Below are 19,374 nucleotides of genomic sequence, written 5' to 3' on the forward strand. Positions count from 1 at the left end.
GATGAGAATGTAGATACAATTATTAAAATGGCTGATACGGCTCATCAAATACAAGGATTCTGGCCCATGACGACGCGCTACCGAAAAAGATTAGTTGCCGTAATTGCCGTCTCGTTTTTATCTTTCACATCGCCTTTACTGTTGATTCGTAATGCTACGGCTGGAATTGTGGACGAACCCACAGTTAACCCCAAAGAAATTGCCTCCCTCATCGAGAAGTTAAAGACTAACGATGAAAGGGAACTTGATGCAGCTATTAACAAGTTAGGACAAATAGGTAAACCAGCCATCCCTGCTTTGATGAAAGCTTTGCAGGATCAGAATTTGCTAGTCCGCCGGAGTGCTGCCGAGGTTCTCACAAAAATTGGCTATCCTGCTATTCCTGACCTTGCTAAAGCTTTGAACAATCCCGATGCAGGTGTACGTAGCAGCGCAGCCTCTGCTTTGGGGAGTATCGGTGCAGAAGCTAAAATGGCTGTGCCACAGCTAATTACCCTCCTTAAAGACTTCAAGGCATACGTGCGTGGCAGTGCCGCCTCTGCTTTGGGGGAAATCGGTGCAGAATCTAAAACTGCTGCGCCACAACTAATTCCGCTCCTTAAAGACTCAGATGCAGAGGTACGTTTCAGAGCCGCCTATGCCTTAAAGAAAATCGGTGCAGAAGCTAAAACTGTTGTGCCACACCTAGTTCCCCTGCTTAAAGACTCAGATGCCAAGATGCGTAGCAGTGCAGCTTTTGTATTGGGAAGTATCGGTGCAGAAGCTAAAACTACTGTGCCACAGCTAATTCCCCTGCTTCAAGACTCAGATGCAGAGGTGCGTATAAGTGTAGCCTCTGCTTTGGGGAATATCGGTGTAGAAGCTAAAGCTGCTGTACCACAGCTAATTCCCCTGCTTCAAGACTCTCATGAAGGGGTGCGTGGCAGTGCAACCCAAGCTTTAGGGAATATTGGTGCAGAAGCTAAAGCTGCTGTGCCACAGCTAATTCCCCTGCTTACAGACTCAAATCCATTTGTGCCTAGCCGTGCAGCCTATGCTTTGGGGAGTATCGGTGCAGAAGCTAAAACTGCTGTGCCGCAGCTAATTCTGTTGCTCAAAGACTCGGATGCAGACGTGCGTAGGAGTGCAGCCTCTGCTTTGGAAAACATTGCTCTTAGCCTTCAAGAAAAGGCAAAGACGCTAACCCCATCGGAGTTAAATCAGGCGGTATCAAACCTAGAATCAGCCTTAAAAATTTTGGAAGAGTCTACACCTGAAGCTGATAAGTCTAGTTTAGATTATGACTCACAGAGCAAGAAAATAATCCCAAACTTCCGTGTATACATCAAGAATCTCAAAGCCGAACAAAACGCCAACTTATTCAATTTAATTAGCCAGAATCAGTGGGTAGCAGCAACAATAATTTACCTAATCTTCTTCCCCTCCCTGTGGTTTGCAATCCTCCGGCTGCGTCCCCTATGGCTGCTGCGAATCAACGACGCACTCAAACCCTACGAATTTAAACTACCTGAAACATGGGGCGGTGCTCCCGTCCGAATTCGCGACCTTACCTTTATCAGTATTTTCATTTACCGTCCCAGAGTTCTAGATTCCTGGATTTCGGCCCACATAGAAACAGTCCGCGAACAATTTGCTCAACGAAATACAGTCAAAAACCGCGCTACTTACATCCCAGTTTCTTTTGAATTAGACGACAAAAAACTACCTCAACTTAGAGGTCAAGATTTGCCAACAATTTTCACCAAAAAGCGAATCTGTCTGCTCATCTGGGGTGAAGGCGGTATCGGCAAAACCAGCATCGCTTGTCAAATTGCCGATTGGGCAATGGAACCCGATAAAACAAAACGCCTCTGCAAACACCTGATGATTCCAATCTTGATCGAAGAAGAATTAGAAACTAAAGTTGCCGAGGGCAAACATCCCTTTTTTGAAGCCATACGCGGTCAACTAAAATCTATCACCAACCATCCCACCCCTATTTCTGAAGAACTGCTACAAAAATTGCTACAACAGCGCCGTATCCTGGTAATTGCCGACCATTTTTCAGAAATGGCAGAAACAACCCAAAAGGAAATCAATCCTAATGCTGCCGATTTTCCCGTCAATGCTTTGGTTGTGACTTCGCGACTTGATTCCACAATGGGTCAAGCCAACAAAAACACGCTTCACCCGTTGCGAATTGAGGGCTCGGAACTATCATCTTTTATGGAAAAATACTTAGACAAGCTAGGGAAATTGAATCTTTTTAACGGTTCCCAATTTCATTATGCCTGCGGCGATTTGGCTAAACTTTTAGAGGAAATCAGAATTCAAGGCCGAAGTACAACTGTATTGTTTGCCAAACTGTACGCCGATGTGTTAGTTGCGAAAATGGAAGGCAACAAAACGGGTAAGTTACCTGAAAATATACCAGATTTAATGCTGTCATACCTGAACGAGCTAAACCGGGACATGGTAGAGAATAAATTGACAGATATCACCGTTCACGAAGATGCTAAATTGCTCGCTTGGGAATGCCTGAAGCTGACTTATCGACCCACTAGCACTAAGATTCAAGATGCCATCAATGCGCTATCTGCATTTGATCCACAAGATGTGGAAAGACGCTTTAAATATCTCGAAGAAAAACTCCATCTCATGCAAACGAATGTTCCTAGCAAAGAGAATGTCCGCTTTGTACTTGACCCCGTAGCCGAGTATTTAGCAGGGCTGCATTTGGTCGATATTTATGGTGAAGACGAAAACAAGTGGTGCGATTTTCTAATATATGCAGACTTTCAAAATCCGCCAGAGGCAATTAAAGGTTTTATGTTAGCAGTTCGTGATTGTTATTTGGCAAAGATTCCCGGTGCCAAGGATACTGACTTTTTGCCCAAACAAATCGAAAACCGCTATAATGTCTTAATCGCCGTACCGCCTCAATCTCCTTAAGCCGTCTAGCCGGGGTAATCTTATGACTGCATACAAACATGACTCGCAGCCTTCCCAGACCAAACTGCTCCCCACGATGTATGATTTACCTAGTGAAGACCCGGAGGAGCCCGGTTTGCCTGACGAATTCCACGACTATCAACCCCAACTGCTGCGTCTAACCTGCCGTCCGCGCAACCATCCCCTAGACCAAATATTTATAGCGACAGACCTGAATCTATACTACGATTCTAACCATCTCAATTGGTATAAAAGACCCGATTGGTTTCTCGTTTTAGGGGCCCAGAGATTCTATCGAGGTGAGGATTTACGCCTCAGCTACGTGATGTGGCAAGAAAATATTAGTCCTCTAGTAGTAGTAGAATTGCTGTCACCTGGAACTGAAGATGAGGATTTGGGAATCACCCCAGAAGTACGAAATAAACCGCCTACTAAGTGGCGAGTTTATGAAGAGATTTTGCAGATTCCTTATTACTTTGTTTTTAGTCGCTACACCAATCAACTGAGGGTATTTCAATTGATTGACAATCGTTACGAGGAACAAGTTTTAACCGAGTCACGATTCTGGATACCGGAGTTAGAGTTAGGTATCGGTTTGTGGGAAGGCTGTTATGAAGGTTTTTCGAGGTTGTGGCTGCGCTGGTACGATGCTAGTGGTGATTGGGTTCTGACTCCCGAAGAATTTGAAAGACAACGCGCTGAATTTGAAAGACAGCAGGCTGAATTTGAAAGACAACGCGCTGAATCTGAAAGTCAGCGCGCTGACTCAGAAAGACAGCAGGCTGAATCAGAAAGACAGCGGGCTGAATTAGAAAGTCAACGCGCTGAATCAGAAAGACAGCGGGCGGAATCAGAAAGACAGCGCGCCAATCGATTGGCAGAGTTACTGCGGGATATGGGCATGAATCCAGAGGATTTGTAAAATTAATTAGCCACCTGAAATACTGTCTGCCTTGTCAATAAAAACTTATTAACTAATCATAAATTATGCCAGAATCTACTTCATTGCGCGATCGCTACCTAGCACTGATCGATAAAATTGTCGAAATCACCCTCAAAGGTCAAATTCGCTCCAAAGAACAAGTATATCAAATGTTGGTGCAAGACATTGGCACCGGCACCGGCGAAATCTTTGAACGCTGTTTCGGCGAACGCTTAGATGCCACCGACAACCTGCTCAGAAATGAAAAGGACGAAATCAAACAAGCCAAGGCAAATCGTAGCCTCAGAGCGCTAAAAACCATCCAAGGAGAATGGGAACGCTGGCAGAAAGATAACCGAGTAGATCGCGAAATCGCATCTTCCATCCAACAAATTCTCACCGTCGAATCCAACGACCGCCTCCTGGCATTATTGCAAATAATTGACCCAAACAAACAACATCCGCTGACTCTCGACCAATTGCAGCAGTTGTCCAAATCTGTGCATCAACAAATGCTGCAAACTACCAATCCCGAAACTGAACGAGATTTGCAGCAAATCACCGCCGGTATTGCTAAAGGTTTAGAATCTTGGCAGCGTTTGGAACCGGAACTCGTCGGCTGGATTTATCAACCACAGCAGCTAGGATTCGCCGGCAGTCCCGAACAAAATGGGCCTTGGGCGTTTTGGGCAAAAAAGGTTAACAGTCCGTTTTCTCAGGCTCTTTTGCAGACTATTGCTAGGGGTGATTCTATCGTTGAATTTGCCGCTAAGCAATCTAATGTAGAATTAAGTACATTGCTGGAGTTGGCGATTGTTTTGCAGTGCTTACAGCGGGCTTTGGCGACATGGTTTGATAAGCAAGTTTACGATTCCAAAGTATCCACAAAAGCTTCGATTTCTACTTACATTACTTTTGCGGTAATTTGGAGTCAGCTAGCTAGTGGGTTTAATAATTCTACTAAGAGTGGCCAGCAGTTGGCTAATGCTTGTTTTCAAGTAACTTTGCAAATCTTACGCGCGTTTTCTCAGCGAGAATATTTTCCGCTTTATGGCGGAATTTTTGCTTCCTTTGATGGTAAGGCTTTGCGGCACACTTTAGATTATTTAGATGAACCGCTGCGACGTGTTGAAGGTACTCAAGCGAAGGCTCGGATTTTGACGCTTTTGGGTTATTCGATGCAGGCTGCGGGGGCCTATGAGCGATCGATCTTATTGCACAAGCAATCGCTGGAAATTGCCCGCACGGAAGGAGATAAAGCCTGCGAAGTCGCGAATCTCAATCACATCAGCCGCAATTATGTTGCTCAAAAAAATTATCAGGAAGCGATTAATTACAGCCAGCGGGCTTTGATTCTGGCACGGCAAGCCGGAGAGCGGCAAGGTGAGGCGAATGCGCTGGCTAATTTGGGCTACAGCGAGGTGTTTCAAGCGCGGCAGTTGGAGGAGGTGGAACCGGAGGTTTATGAAAGTGCGATCGGCTATTTGGAGCAAGGTTTGTTACTTTCAGAAAAATTAGGCGACAGGCAAAGTCAAGCTTTTTGCTCTAGCAGCCTCGGTATTGCTAAAATTGCTCTGGAAAATGCCGCGGGTGCGATCGAGTATTTGATCAAAGGTTGGCAAGCTGCTCAGTTTTCCGGCGATTTGTACCTGCAAGGTTTGAATTTGGCTTATCTCGCTCAAGCTTATTATAGCTTGAACGAGCTAGAACAAGCGATATTTGCGGGCTGTTTGGGAATGTATACTTTGGAGCAAATTGGGGCGATGGAGTGGCGGAAATCGGCTGGTTTACTGACTATTTTGCGGGGACAAATGGGGGCTGACGCTTTTAAAGAGTCTTTGACAAAAAGTCGATCGAATATCATTCCGGTAATTGGTGTTGACGGCTACGATTATATCCCGGAATTGCTGGAAAAATATCAGCAATCTATTTGAAAAATCCAGGTTTGTAGTGAGGACTTTAGTCCGCATTAAGAAGGACTGAAGTCCTCACTACAAACCTGATTACTTCTCAACTATCACTGGGGTACCCACTGCGACTTTCTCAAATAAAGCTTGGGCATCTTTATCGAACATTCTGACACAACCGTGAGAAGCCGCTCGCCCGATCGACTCTGGAGTAGGAGTCCCGTGAAAACCGATGACATTTTTGCCATCCGTCCAAAACCCGATCCACCTGGTACCCAGCGGATTGTCCGGCCCTGCGGGTACAAGTTCTCCCGTCCAAGGATGCTCCCAAACAGGATCTTTAATCATTTGCATAACTTTAAAGTTACCCGTGGGAGTTTCCCAGCCGTCTTTCCCCACAGCCACCGGGAAACTGGCTTGCACCTTATTTTTGCGGTAAACATAGACGCGGCGTTCTCGCAATCTCAGCACTAAACGCACTTCCTCCATCGGATTTTCCGCAGCTTTTGGGTCCTGCGGCAGATACCGAGACGGTTCGTCTAGGGGCGGCAGTTCGGGAACTCCCAGCGCTGGCAGTTTTACCTCTGATTTTGGCGCCTGCTGGGCGATCGCGCTATTATTCAAATTAGCAACTGATTGGGCTGTTGCTTGTTGCTGTAGTGCGATCGACAGCGCGGTTGCACTCAAACTCAGCACTATTAACTTGTTCAATAAAAATTTGCTGTTTACCATTATTTTGTTCGCTAAACTCCTCACCAGCAGTTCCTACAAAGTTTCGATCTAATTATCCGCAAACCGCACCCGAGTTGAAAAATTTTGACATGGCTTTTTGACTGTAAATGCCCAGCCCAGTTTTTAGTTTCAATTCCACAAGTTATAACTTGTATAACAACATGAAAATTGCTTGGTAGTGAGGAATCCGAGTCCTTGAAATTTGATGCGGACTGAAGTCCTCACTACAAACTAATATTTTTTTTTACGGGTAATTGACCGGAGATGAGATAACTCAACACAAAACTTAGCCACTAATACTAAAGAAACCGGGGTTTTATACCGGGATCGGTGTCGTCTGGCCATAAAAATACGCGAAAAAGCCCGCTTTACGCATAAATCATCTAAGAAAATGATTTAATTTTACATCCGACTAATTTGATTTTTTTGGCATTTCCCGATCGGCGATCGAGAAATTGCCACCACAGCGCTGCTGCATCGGGTAAGTACAATCTGTCTTGTGGGAGAGTTTGGGCCCCGCAGCAACAGTTAGGCGGGCGCCAAAAAATGGCCGTTCGATCGATCGAACAAACTCAATATATCACGCCCGCACTCTAGAGCTCCCAAGCCCTGAACTTGTTGTAAATTGGGAACTTACCGTGTAAAATTTAGTCTTTCAACACTTGTTCGATAATCTTTTTTGAGATTGTCCTAAATTTCCTACTTCGGGGATTAAACTGGATTAGGTGAAGAGGTTGGGACTTTCGCGCTGCGGAAGCAAGCCCGACCCTGAAAAGCAGTTAATGTGAGGTTTCAATGCGTCTTCAGAAGATCAAATTATTTACAGGTGCAACCCTGTCGGTGCTAATATCGGCGGTTTCAGTGAATCCTGCGATGGCTAACCTTCCAATTGAAATAGCCCAAACGCAGACCACCACAACAGCAAACGCTCAAACCGTTACCGGTTTTGTCAAAAGTATTGTTGGCGACGTAGTAACAATTCGCGAAGACAACGCCCCCTACCGGACTCTCAGGATTCAAAAATGCGTCCTGAAAATTCTCGGCCTCGTACCGGGAATGAAAGTCAGGGCTAGCTACGTTGGCTCTCAGGTGGACAATATCGTTGTGATCCCCAACTATAAGGTGGTATCGACAACGGTTGTTCGTCCCTCCACTCCACCACCGCGTCCAGCCCCAGCCCCAGAGCCACCGCCGCGTCCGGCTCCAGCTCCCCGCCCGATTCCCCGTCCGGCCCCAGCTCCGATTCCGGCTCCCCGTCCGGTTCCGGCTCCCCGTCCGGCTCCCGTGAGAGGCCTTTGGTAGAGCTAGGTTATAGCATTTTCGATTTTCGATTTTTGATGACTGATGAAGCTGATGGTTTAAACCATCTCCCTAAAGTTGCATTTTTTGCGAACTGTTATTAGTAAGCGAAATTAATTAAGCCATCGCGCGCGCGGTGGCTTCGTTTTTTTCGAGGAATTGTAATAATGGAATTGTCGAGCAATTGTTGAGAAATCGCTGCTATGTATTACCTGCGTTTCCTGTTGCTAATTCTACTGCTGCCGCTGGTTGCGTGCGATCGAGCTACAGAGGCCACAGCGACTCCCGCAGCCGCCCCAAGCCCGCTGTCGCAGATTCCCTCCCCAGTACCGCTGACCAATGTTCGCACCCCTCAAACTCTGCCCACCAAACCGCTTTCCCCGCAGCCAATCCGGATTGCACCAGCTTCTTTACCGCAGCCTTTCGCCACAGAAAGCGCCTCGAAACCTCCTCAAGTCATAGCGATTCCCCCATCGCCAGTGCTGCGAGTACCTCCTGGCTTTGTCGTCAACGTTTTTGCTGACAATTTAGACGCTCCCCGATGGCTGGCTTTGACGCCGACAGGGGATGTTTTGGTAACAGAAACCCGCCAGAATCGGATCAGGCTGTTGCGCGATGCCAACGGTGACGGCGTTGCTGAGGTAAACATGACTTTTGCTAGCGCCCAAAACAAGTTAAATATTCCCTTTGGTATGGCTTTTGCCGATCGCTATTTTTTCCTAGCAAACACCGCTGAAGTCCGCCGATTTCCCTACACAAAAGGGCAGGAACAATTAACAGGTAGCGGTGAAAAAATTGCCGATTTACCGGGCGGCGGCTACAACCAACACTGGACGCGAAATGTTGTAGTTTCTCCCAACAACCGCCAGCTTTTTGTATCAGTTGGTTCCCAGTCTAATGCCGATGTCGAACCGCTGCCGAGGGCGTCGGTGCAAGTGATGAATTTGGACGGCACCAACCAGCAAACTTTTGCTTCAGGTTTGCGAAATCCCGTGGGATTGGATTTTCACCCCAAAACCAATCAACTCTACACGACAGTCAACGAACGCGACGGTTTGGGAGATGATTTGGTGCCGGATTACTTGACAAGAATTCGTCAAGGTGAGTTTTACGGCTGGCCTTACACTTATTTTAAACCGAATTTGCTGGACCCGCGCCACGTCAAAAATGGGAATAGCGAGCGACCGGATTTAGCAGCAAAAACATTGATGCCGGATGTTTTGTTTCAGGCGCATTCCGCAGCTTTGGGACTGCAATTTTACGACGGAAAAACGTTTCCTAAAAGATTTCTGAACGGGGCATTTGTGGCGTTTCGCGGCAGTTGGAACCGCAATGCTGGAACCGGTTATAAAATTGTGTTTGTACCTTTTAATGCGGCAACCGGACGCCCTCAAGGTTATTATGAGGATTTTCTGACGGGTTTTCTCACAGACCCGTCGGGCCCGAAAACTTGGGGGCGACCAGTTGGTTTGCTGGTTTTACCGGACGGGAGTTTGCTGTTTACTGAGGAGGCGAACAACCGGATTTATCGGGTTCAGTACCGCGGGCCGCAATAGGGCGATCGCCATAGCTCGATCGACCTCAAAAATATTCTGCTACCTACAATGCTACCTACAATGCTACCTACAACCGTCAACCGTCAACCGTCAACCGTCAACCGTCAACCGTCAACCGTCAACCGTCAACCGTCAACCGTCAACCGTCAACCGTCAACTGACAACCGTCAACCGTCAACTGACAACTGACAACTGACAACTGACAACTGTGTTCTGTTAAGATGACTCAATATCTTGACAAGCAGCCCGATCCATGCAGACGCTCAAACGATCAACCCGACCTTTCAACTCTCAAGATACATATCCCTGTCCCGTGTGCCGCACCGGTGAAATTTCCACCATGCCAATGATGGAAGCCCTAGGTTGCAACTTCTGCCAGCACATTTTTACGGCTAGCGAAGAAAGACAATCGCTGAAAATGGCCGATCGCCAACCGCCCGTAACTTGGCACTGGAACGGTGAAAAATGGATAGGAGCGCACCTCGAAGGCTTAGAATTGGGATGGCCTTATTTTGCCGTGGCGATCGGTCTGATCTTCCTTCCTACCACCTTGCTAGGACTTTCGGCTTACTACTTTCCCCCGGTTCCCGGCAGCCGCTTGTCGTGGTTCCCCGCAGCTTGGACTGGTTTAGCTTTTTTGTCCCATTTAGGGATTGTGCTGTGGTTGGTAGCAGAATTTTATCAATTTCCGACGATCGCTTACTTCAGAGCTTGGGGGCGCAGAATTCGCCGGCGCTAGCTCGAAGCACTCAGACGGGCGATCGACCGGCGGGCCGCCCACCAGCATCAATTTAGGTAAAATTTCAGGAAAATTAGAGGCGATCGCAAAACTCAACTCCAAATCTGCACCACTAAAGCTATAATCGTTAGCTATTCTAAACAGTCAGATACCAGCGCATAGGGATGTGTGAGGAGAGCGATGAACATACTTGGAATCTCGGCGTATTACCACGACAGCGCCGCCGCCTTAATTCGCGATGGAGAAATTATCGCCGCAGCGCAGGAAGAAAGATTTTCCCGCAAAAAGCACGACGCCAGATTTCCTAAGAATGCGATCGCCTATTGCCTAAAAGAAGCAAACATAGAATTGCGGGAACTCGATCGCATCGTCTTTTACGACAAACCATTAGTCAAATTCGAGCGCCTACTCGAAACCTATTTAGCCTACGCACCCAAAGGTTTTCGCTCTTTCCTCACCGCCATGCCCATCTGGCTAAAAGAAAAGCTTTACCTCAAAACCATGCTCAAAAGAGAGCTCGCAGAAATGGCAAACTGCAAAAGCAATAAACTGCCACCTCTGCTATTTACCGAACACCACCAATCCCACGCAGCCTCAGCATTTTTCCCCAGCCCGTTTCAAAAAGCAGCCGTTTTGTGCCTCGACGGCGTGGGCGAATGGGCCACAACCTCAGTCTGGCTGGGAGACGGCAACCAACTCACACCTCAGTGGGAAATCGATTTTCCCCACTCCTTGGGTTTGCTTTATTCAGCTTTCACCTACTACACAGGCTTCAAAGTCAACTCTGGCGAATACAAACTCATGGGTTTAGCGCCCTACGGCGAACCCAAGTTTGTAGACAAAATTCTCACCCATTTAATCGACCTCAAAGATGACGGAACTTTCCGTTTAGACATGGATTATTTCAACTACACTGTTGGCTTAACCATGACAAATCAGAAGTTTGACGAACTGTTTGAAGGCCCTGCACGCCAAGCTGAAGGTAAATTAACTCAGCGGGAAATGGACATTGCAGCTTCGATTCAAGTTGTCACCGAAGAAGTTGTTTTGCGGCTGTGCAGAACAGTTAAAAAAGAATTGGATGTCGATTATCTTTGTCTCGCCGGCGGCGTTGCTCTCAACTGCGTTGCTAACGGCAGGCTTTTGCGGGAAAATATTTTCAAGGATATTTGGATTCAGCCGGCGGCGGGAGATGCTGGCGGTGCTTTGGGCGCAGCTTTGGCGATTTGGTATCAGTATTGCGAACAAACTCGCACTGTGGGCGATGAGTCACTCGTTGCAAATAATATTAAGGAAGAGAGGACTGAAGTCCTTACTACGAACCTGGAGAGGACTGAAGTCCTTACTACGAACCTGGAGAGGACTGAAGTCCTTACTACGAACCTGGAGAGGACTGAAGTCCTTACTACGAACCTGGAGAGGACTGAAGTCCTTACTACGAACCAAGCTGTCGCAACTGTGGCGAAGTCTGTGGCTCATTTAACTTGTCACGACAAAATGCGGGGCTCGTATTTGGGGCCACGCTATGCTGACGCGGAAATTATCGAATATTTGGATGCTGTCAAAGCTAGCTATCACCGATTGGACGATGCCGAATTGATGCCACAGTTGGCGGAAATTTTGGAACAGGGAAACGTCATCGGATGGTTCCAAGGGCGGATGGAATTTGGGCCGCGGGCTCTGGGCGGGCGATCGATAATTGGCGATCCTCGCAATGCTAAGATGCAATCCGTGATGAACCTGAAAATCAAATATCGGGAATCATTTCGACCCTTTGCACCGTCAATCTTAGCCGAACGAGTTGCCGATTATTTCGAGATTGACCATTCTAGCCCTTATATGCTATTGGTTGCTCCAGTCAAAGCCAGTCTCCGCATTCCCATGACTGCGGAACAAGAACAGTTGTTTGGCATTGAAAAGCTTAACATTCCGCGATCGGAAATTCCGGCTGTCACCCACGTCGATTACTCCGCCCGCATCCAAACAGTTCACAAAGAAACCAATCCTCGGTACTATGACTTAATCAGTCACTTTGAAGAGCGATCGGGCTGTTCGACTTTAGTAAATACATCTTTCAACGTCCGAGGCGAACCAATTGTTTGCACTCCCGAAGATGCTTACCGCTGTTTCATGCGAACCGAAATGGACTATCTAGTTATAGAGAATTACTTGATTCCCAAATCTGAACAAATCCCTTGGAAACAAGATGATGCTTGGAAAAATGAATTTGAATTAGATTAGCAAAAAAAGGCGGTTTGTAAGTTTTTTCATAACAGAAAAAATTTCGCGTAAAACCATTAGTGTCAACAACCAGCTCAAATGTAGTCAAAGTCTGCTTTATGAGTATTAAGCCCCGATCCCCCCTTAGCTTGCCCCCTACTCCCCCTTAATAAGGGGGGGACAAGAGTGTCAAAGTCCCCCTACAACCAGGGGAAGAGTGTCAAAGTCCCCCTTATTAAGGGGGATTTAGGGGGATCGGGCCTCTGATACAAGAGAGATTTCTCAAGAATTTTAGACGATTGTTGATACCTCTTCCCTCTTCCCTCTTCCTTCTTCCTTCTTCCTTCTTCCTTCTTCCTTCTTCCTTCTTCCTTCTTCCTTCTTCCTTCTTCCTTCTTCCTTCTTCCTTCTTCCTTCTTCCTTCAAAATGAGCGACGAAATTAAAAAACTCGATAAAAAAGGCCTGCGCGACTTCGGCCTCCTAATTGGCGGCTTAATAGCAGTGCTCTTTGGTTTAGTAGTACCTTTACTGCGGCGCAGTTCTCTACCTTGGTGGCCCTGGGCAATTTGTGCAGTCCTAGTTGTGCTAGCATTAGTTGCGCCGAAATCCCTGAATCCCGTTTATCACGCATGGATGCAGTTTGGACTAACCCTCAACAAGATTGAAACGCCGATTATTTTGGGGATAGTTTTTTATCTGATAATTTGGCCGATGGGAGTTATCAAAGGCATATTTGGCGAAGATGCCATGCGGCGCAAGTTGAACCCGAAAATGGATACTTACCGCGTCCCGAGTAAAGCCAGAACAAAAGTTAGTATGGAGCGTCCTTTCTAAGTGTTTGAATCAACAGTAGACTTTCTCAAAGATTTGTGGGCGTTTATGAAGGAACGCCAAAAGTATTGGTTGCTACCATTAATTGTGACTTTAGTGTTTTTGGGAGCTTTGATTGTATTGAGTCAGGGTTCTGTTATTGCTCCGTTTATTTACACGCTGTTTTGAAAGAATGAGCAAGTTGAAAACTTTGGGTGTCAATTTAGGTTTGACACTCGGCGGTTTATTGATGGGGGTGGTAATTGGTGAAATTGGATTGCGAGTTGCGAAAGTTGATGGCTACGCCAAAATAGCAGATGTCGCAGATTCTGCACCAACTCGTTTCCATACTGGCGATCCGGATTTGGGTTGGAAGCTCAAACCCGGTGTGTCGGGCGAGTGGAAGGGCGAAGGTGCGAGTTTTGTGCAGGTGAATAGCGAGGGTTTGCGCGATCGCGAACACGCAAAAGCAAAACCTCCGAATACCTTGCGCGTCGCGGTTTTGGGCGATTCTTTCACTGAAGCCATTCACGTACCTGTCGAACAAACTTTCTGGTCGAAATTGGAACGAAAACTAGACAATTGCAATGCTGTCAAGGGCAAAAAAAAAGTTGAAGTCATCAATTTCGGCGTCCAAGGTTACGGTACTGCTCAAGAATTGGTAATGCTGCGCCAAAAAGTATGGGATTACAATCCTGATATTGTAGTTCTTGCCTTTTTTATTGGCAATGATGTAATTAACAATTCGCCGAAATTAGAATACGACCTCTACCGACCATTTTTTAGATATAATACTAACGGCAAGTTGGTAGCCGATATGTCTTTTCGCAACCTGCCACCGATCGATCGCAACCAAAAAGCAGTTTCTTTTGTAGACAGGATGCCGAGTTTTCTTGTCAACAATTCGCGCATCTTGCAGGTGATTAAAAAGGTAGATTTAGAGCGGAAAAAGCGACAATTATCTGAGGACTTTACCGCTTTGAGTAGCAAAAACTTCAATCCACCTGAGGATGCAGCTTGGAAAGATGCGTGGAGAGTGACAGAGGGCTTGATTGTGAAGTTGCACAATGAAGTAGCGCAGAAAAACGCTGATTTCTTGCTAGTGACAATTGGCGATCCGATCCAAGTCGATCGCGATCCGGTAAAGCGGAAAAAATTTATGCAGGAACACAAAATTCAGGATTTATTTTATCCCGACAGGCGGCTGGAAAAATTGGGCGCGCGCCAGGGTTTTCGGGTACTGAATTTAACTGAACAGTTCCAAGGTTATACCGAAAAATTTCAAGTTTGCGCCCACGGTTTTGATAATTCTGTACCCTGTGGGGGTCACTGGAACGAACTCGGACACCGGCTGGGAAGTATCCTGATCAACCGAAATTTGTGCGAAACTTTGCAACAGTCTCAAGTCCCCAAAAAATAACCGTAATCAATCAAATTTCATGAAAGATTCAACGCAGCTCCAAAAAGGTAAAAATATATTAACCTTAATCGCGATTAATTTGGCAGTCGCCTTTATTTGCTTGGAAGCTTTATCGTTAGCTTTTTATTTTATCAACCAAAAGCAGTTTTTTTATACCAGAACTAAAGGTAAAGAAAAAGTAGCAGAAGATATCGAACGCCTCGGCATTAGGCTAGATGAATCCATCGTAGAAAGACTGCACCCGTTTTTTGGCTACGTCCTCAAACAAGGTGCTTTTACCAATGAAAGATTAAAGTTAAAAGTCAACAAACACGGCTTTTTTTCGCTGTATGAGTATCCGTTTGTTAAAACAAATAAAAAACAATTTATTATCGGAATTTTTGGCGGTTCAGTTGCTAACAACTTTGCTGTAGGCGAATATATAAATCAAAGATTGTCGAAAAAATTGCAGAAGAATCCTGAGTTTGCCGATCGCGAAATCGTGATTTTAAATTTCGGCAACGGCGGCTACAAACAGCCCCAACAATTATTGATTTTAAATTACTTTTTAGCCTTGGGTCAAGAATTAGATTTAGTCATCAATATTGACGGTTTTAACGAAGTAGCACTGTCAAATTTAAACAACAAAGCCCAGCTAGAAATAGCAATGCCCAGCGTTCAGCACATACAGGGGCTGACGAGTTTAGCCAACAACAATTTATCACCGGAAGCGATGAGTGCGATAGTCCAAATTAACGACAACAAACAACAGTTGAAAGCAGGTATTGACAAATTGCAAACTTGTCAACTTGCTTTGTGTCACGCCGTTACCTCGCTACACGTGAAACAATTAGTCAACAATTACCAGCAAGCACTCGTCAAGTACGATGCCCAAGTCAAACAAGCCAACTCAGATCCCGCAAAAAGCAGTATAGTATACATTCCCAAAGCTGACTCTGTTTTCCCCGATGCTGCCGCTTTTGAGAAAATGGCGGATCTGTGGTATCAATCGTCGATCGGCATGAATCAAATTTTATCGAGTAGAAACATTAAATATTTTCACTTTATCCAGCCCAACCAGTATTATCCCACTCAGCGAGCATTTACCGCCAAGGAAAAGGAAATTGCCATCAGCAAAGAGAGTCCTTACATTGAAGGAGTGACAAAAGGTTATCCAGTGCTGCTCTCCAAAGTCGATGACTTGCAAAAAGCTCGGGTTAATATTTTTAGCGCCGTGAATATTTTGGACAATACAAAAGAGACGGTTTACAAAGATGCCTGCTGTCACTATAATTCAGTGGGAGAGGAAGTCTTGGCAAATTATGTTTCGAGTTCCATCATTAAAGCAGTCAGCAAGTCTAAATAAATATTTATGAAAGATTTTAAATTGAGTAGCAAAACCTCAGAAATTATCAAAATTGCTTTAATTAACTTGGCGTTTTTACTGATTTTCCTAGAACTCGGTTCCTTGGGATGGTATTTTGTCAAGCACAAGCAATTTTTCTATACTAGATCCAAGGCACAAGATAAGTCGGCTTTAGGAATTAATTTAGAAGGAGTGCGGCTGAATCAGTCTATTGTCAACAGACTGCATCCTTTTTTTGGATTTATTGAAAAACCAGGCCCCGATTTTCGCCCCGGTTTTAAAGTTAACAATTACGGGTTTATGTCTCCCTACGATTATCCGTTCAAAAAAACCAAGCCCAATCAATTTATTATCGGAGTTTTTGGCGGTTCAGTTGCTGCTAATTATGGCATATTTGAAGTTCAAAATAAAGTTTTACCTCGCTACCTCAAGCAGCTTCCAGGTTTAAAGGATAAAGAATTTGTAATTTTATCTTTTGCTACCGGAGGCTACAAACAACCCCAACAATTATTGATTTTAAACTATTTTTTAGCTTTAGGTCAAGAACTGGATTTTGTGGTCAACATAGATGGATTTAATGAAGTAGCACTTTCTAGTTTAAATAATAAAAATAAACTTGATTTAGCGATGCCGAGCGTCCAGCACCTGATGCCGCTGACTAGCCTCGCTAATAATAGCCTTTCTGTCAAGGCGATGCAATTAACTCTCAAAATCAAAGACAATAAAAATAGGATTAATGATGGTTTGACAAGTTTGCAGCACTGCTCTTTAGCTGCGTGCGATGCTTTGACTTCTATTTACGTTCAAAATTTAGTTAACAATTATCGCAAAGATGTGATTCGGTTTGAGAGAGAACGCATCAAAAACGAACAAGATGATGAGGGCAGCGTAATTTATTTTAATAAAACTAATTTGGTTTTAGACGATAAAGCAGCTTTTGAACAGATGGCGTGGAATTGGGCGAAAAGTTCGATTTTTATGCACAAAGTGCTGTCGGCTAGCAACGTTCCTTATTTTCAAGTTCTCCAGCCCAATCAATATTATCAGACGAAAAGGGTGTTTAGCGATGCTGAGAAGCGGATTGCTTTTAATCAGGAGACTCCTTATGCTAAGGCTGTTGAAATTGGCTATCCGGCTCTTTTAAAGAAGTTTCCTAATTTAGAAAAAAATAATATCAATATTTTGAATGGGGTTAAGGTGTTTGACAAGACTAAAGATGTTGTTTATGTAGATAGCTGCTGTCATTACAATCAAGCTGGACAGGAAATTTTTAGCGATTATGTCGCCAGTTCTATTCTGGAATCTATGCGGAAGGATCGGGCTAGGAGTAAAAAGAAATAATGAGATATAGAAGACCGGGCGGTTGAAACCGCGTCGATACAGACAAAACCCGCACTTCGACAAGCTCAGCGACCACCTCCGCGGGTTGAAGACAGAGCCGTGAAAATTACGTTTTTTTCTTCAGTCCGCGGAGGCGGACTTCCTTTGTGTAGACGCGGTTTCAACCGCCGTCTGATCTTTGTGTAGACGCGGTTTCAACCGCCGTCTGATCTTATGGACTTTTAGGTTTTTGGTTCGGTTTTAGCTCGATCGCCCGCTGAGTCGATCGGCATTACCAATATCTTATCAACTCGGTTGCCGTCCATATCCACGACTTCGACGCGCAAGCCGTTCCACTCAAAATGCTCGGCAGCAGCCGGAATTTTGCCCAAATTTGTAATCACAAAACCGCCCATTGTGTGGTAACTTCCCCTATTTTCTGACGAAATTTCTTCGATACCAAACAGTTCAACAAAATCTTCGACAGGCAGCATTCCGTCTAACAGCCAAGAACCGTCTTCACGCTGCACGGCTTGCGGTTCGTCGGCATCTTCAATCGAGGGAAATTCGCCAACTAATTCGACTAAAATGTCATTGACTGTCACCAATCCTTGAATGACGCCGTATTCGTCTACCACCAAGGCAATTTGATTGCTAGATTGCTTGAAAAGCTCTAAGACTTTTAAACCGCGGGTGCTCTCCGGCACAAATAAAGGCCTCCGCAAAGAAGCACTTAAATCGAGGGTTTGACCTGTTAAAGTGCGAGATAACATATCGGTAACGTGTACTAAACCGACAACGTTATCGAGTCCGCCCTGACAAACTGGGAACCGGGAATGACCGCTACCGAGCATCTTTTGGCGGTTTTCTTCTACTGAATCGTCGAGGTCGAGCCAAGTCAGATCGGGTCGCGGTGTCATGAGAGCGCTGACTCGCCGATCGCCTAAACGGAACACTCTTTCTACCATGTCCTGTTCGGCTTCTTCAAAGGTTCCGGCTTCGGTTCCTTGCTCGATTAAAACTTTAATTTCTTCCTCTGTAACTTGCGGCTCCGTTGAAGGGACAATCCCCATAATCCGCAAGATTAATTCCGTGGAATAACTTAACACATAAACGGCAGGAGCACCAATTTTTGAGAGCATTCGCATGGGAATAGCCACACTAGAGGCGATCGGCTCGGGGTTGTTGAGTGCCAGCCGCTTCGGCACGAGTTCGCCGATAATTATGGTGAGATAAGTTATGGTTAAAATTGCGATGACTGAGGCGATCGCCTGAGAGTAGGGGGCCAAGGCCGGAATCAACCGCAAAAGAGGCTCTACTCTTTTAGAAATGGTCGTTTCTCCGAAAGCCCCCGACAGGATAGCTAGCAGCGTAATTCCGATTTGAACTGTCGGCAAGAACTGATTGGGGGCATTAGCCAGCTCCAAAGCTACGCGGGCATTCCTCGAACCCTGGTTAGCCATCTGTTGCAGTCTCACTTTCCGTACTGAGATGATGGCCATCTCTGACATCACAAACACGCCATTGAGGAAAACCAGCAGGAAAACAATCAGAAGGTCGGTACTTGGGGACATTTCTCAATTTATCGGTGGTAAAGGCGAAGCCGTTGCCTGGTTGGTCGATTTTAGATTTTAGATTTTAGATTGAATTGCATCCACACTCCTGGACGCACGTCGAGGCCAGAAACCGGGTTTCTTCGTAGATATCCTGTTTCAAAGCGACGATTTTGCAGAGAAACCCGGTTTCTTTGCGTAAGTCCCAATCCATAATCTGGGGTATCTACTAATCTCGATCGCAAAAATCGAAATTGTTGTCAACCTGTCCCTAGATTAACGGAACAGGCTCGTTTCGATCGCAAGTTCGAGATATTTACCAGAAAGAATTGGTTGAAAGCCGGAACCCTTGAAGGCTAGAAATTCAAATCAGACTATTCATTACTCGAATCCTCTTGCTTTCAGGTAGAGGTCGCCCGTCAACTGTCAACTGTCAACCGTCAACTGTCAACTGTCCACTGTCAACTGTCAACTGTCCACTGTCAACTGAAAGAAGGCTTCTAGTAGAAATCTACCCGCAGTACAGTTGAACTGCCAACAGTCGATCGCCACAATCATAGATGTTTGTCGTACAATCGGACTTACTAGCGAGCGGGGAAGAGCCTTCGCCCATCGGGGA

The 19,374-nt window shown here is 45.6% G+C and carries 16 protein-coding genes; 13 read left to right on the forward strand and 3 right to left on the reverse strand.

All coding sequences use genetic code 11. The annotated features are described in order from the left end of the window. The first annotated feature begins 27 nt into the window (after positions 1-27). The 3 genes from QZW47_RS15695 (at position 28) to QZW47_RS15705 (ending at position 5,787) form a co-directional block, all read left to right on the forward strand. Positions 28-2,931, forward strand: a complete 2,904-nt coding sequence (locus QZW47_RS15695) for a HEAT repeat domain-containing protein (RefSeq protein WP_293128383.1) — start codon at positions 28-30, stop codon at positions 2,929-2,931. 22 nt (positions 2,932-2,953) lie between these two features. Then, positions 2,954-3,853, forward strand: a complete 900-nt coding sequence (locus tag QZW47_RS15700; RefSeq protein ID WP_293128385.1) for a Uma2 family endonuclease — start codon at positions 2,954-2,956, stop codon at positions 3,851-3,853. 65 nt (positions 3,854-3,918) lie between these two features. Further along, positions 3,919-5,787, forward strand: coding sequence for a tetratricopeptide repeat protein (locus QZW47_RS15705; RefSeq protein ID WP_293128387.1), 1,869 nt, complete (start codon positions 3,919-3,921; stop codon positions 5,785-5,787). A 69-nt stretch (positions 5,788-5,856) separates the two neighbouring features. Here the strand turns inward: QZW47_RS15705 and QZW47_RS15710 are convergent, their stop codons facing one another. After that, positions 5,857-6,492, reverse strand: a complete 636-nt coding sequence (locus QZW47_RS15710) for a L,D-transpeptidase (RefSeq protein ID WP_293128389.1) — start codon at positions 6,490-6,492, stop codon at positions 5,857-5,859. 417 nt (positions 6,493-6,909) lie between these two features. Here QZW47_RS15710 and QZW47_RS15715 point away from each other — a divergent pair, with 417 nt between their 5' ends. The 5 genes from QZW47_RS15715 (at position 6,910) to QZW47_RS15735 (ending at position 12,327) form a co-directional block, all read left to right on the forward strand. Continuing rightward, the gene (locus tag QZW47_RS15715) at positions 6,910-7,089 is read left to right on the forward strand and encodes a hypothetical protein (protein WP_293128391.1); all 180 of its coding nucleotides are present in this window, start codon (positions 6,910-6,912) and stop codon (positions 7,087-7,089) included. Positions 7,090-7,287: 198 nt separating this feature from the next. Next, positions 7,288-7,794, forward strand: coding sequence for an autotransporter (locus QZW47_RS15720; RefSeq protein WP_293128393.1), 507 nt, complete (start codon positions 7,288-7,290; stop codon positions 7,792-7,794). Between the two features lie 200 nt (positions 7,795-7,994). Then, positions 7,995-9,347 carry a sorbosone dehydrogenase family protein gene (locus QZW47_RS15725; protein WP_293128395.1) on the forward strand — a complete coding sequence of 451 codons (1,353 nt, stop codon included), beginning with the start codon at positions 7,995-7,997 and terminating at the stop codon, positions 9,345-9,347. A 340-nt stretch (positions 9,348-9,687) separates the two neighbouring features. After that, positions 9,688-10,086, forward strand: a complete 399-nt coding sequence (locus QZW47_RS15730) for a hypothetical protein (RefSeq protein ID WP_366930886.1) — start codon at positions 9,688-9,690, stop codon at positions 10,084-10,086. 180 nt (positions 10,087-10,266) lie between these two features. Further along, complete coding sequence (locus tag QZW47_RS15735; RefSeq protein ID WP_293128399.1) at positions 10,267-12,327, forward strand: carbamoyltransferase; 2,061 nt, start codon at positions 10,267-10,269, stop codon at positions 12,325-12,327. 270 nt (positions 12,328-12,597) lie between these two features. Here QZW47_RS15735 and QZW47_RS15740 read toward each other — a convergent pair whose 3' ends face one another. Further along, a complete protein-coding gene (locus QZW47_RS15740) occupies positions 12,598-12,732 on the reverse strand; it encodes a hypothetical protein (protein WP_293128401.1) in 135 nt (44 codons plus the stop codon). A 1-nt stretch (position 12,733) separates the two neighbouring features. On the opposite strand from QZW47_RS15740, the gene QZW47_RS15745 reads away from it, so the two are divergent. The 5 genes from QZW47_RS15745 to QZW47_RS15765 are packed head-to-tail and all read left to right on the forward strand — an operon-like array spanning position 12,734 to position 17,223. Next, on the forward strand, positions 12,734-13,141 hold the full coding sequence (locus tag QZW47_RS15745) for an SxtJ family membrane protein (protein WP_293128403.1): 408 nt from the start codon (positions 12,734-12,736) through the stop codon (positions 13,139-13,141). After that, positions 13,142-13,306 carry a DUF5989 family protein gene (locus QZW47_RS15750; protein ID WP_293128405.1) on the forward strand — a complete coding sequence of 55 codons (165 nt, stop codon included), beginning with the start codon at positions 13,142-13,144 and terminating at the stop codon, positions 13,304-13,306. Positions 13,307-13,310: 4 nt separating this feature from the next. Beyond that, the gene (locus tag QZW47_RS15755; RefSeq protein WP_293128407.1) at positions 13,311-14,537 is read left to right on the forward strand and encodes an SGNH/GDSL hydrolase family protein; all 1,227 of its coding nucleotides are present in this window, start codon (positions 13,311-13,313) and stop codon (positions 14,535-14,537) included. Positions 14,538-14,556: 19 nt separating this feature from the next. Further along, positions 14,557-15,882, forward strand: a complete 1,326-nt coding sequence (locus QZW47_RS15760) for a hypothetical protein (RefSeq protein ID WP_293128409.1) — start codon at positions 14,557-14,559, stop codon at positions 15,880-15,882. A 6-nt stretch (positions 15,883-15,888) separates the two neighbouring features. After that, a complete protein-coding gene (locus tag QZW47_RS15765) occupies positions 15,889-17,223 on the forward strand; it encodes a hypothetical protein (RefSeq protein WP_293128411.1) in 1,335 nt (444 codons plus the stop codon). 221 nt (positions 17,224-17,444) lie between these two features. Here the strand turns inward: QZW47_RS15765 and QZW47_RS15770 are convergent, their stop codons facing one another. Then, positions 17,445-18,776 (reverse strand): hemolysin family protein, encoded by a 1,332-nt coding sequence (locus tag QZW47_RS15770; protein ID WP_293128413.1) that lies wholly within the window; start codon positions 18,774-18,776, stop codon positions 17,445-17,447. Positions 18,777-19,374: the final 598 nt, after the last annotated feature.

This window comes from Microcoleus sp. bin38.metabat.b11b12b14.051, assembly GCF_013299165.1.
GTDB lineage: Bacteria > Cyanobacteriota > Cyanobacteriia > Cyanobacteriales > Microcoleaceae > Microcoleus.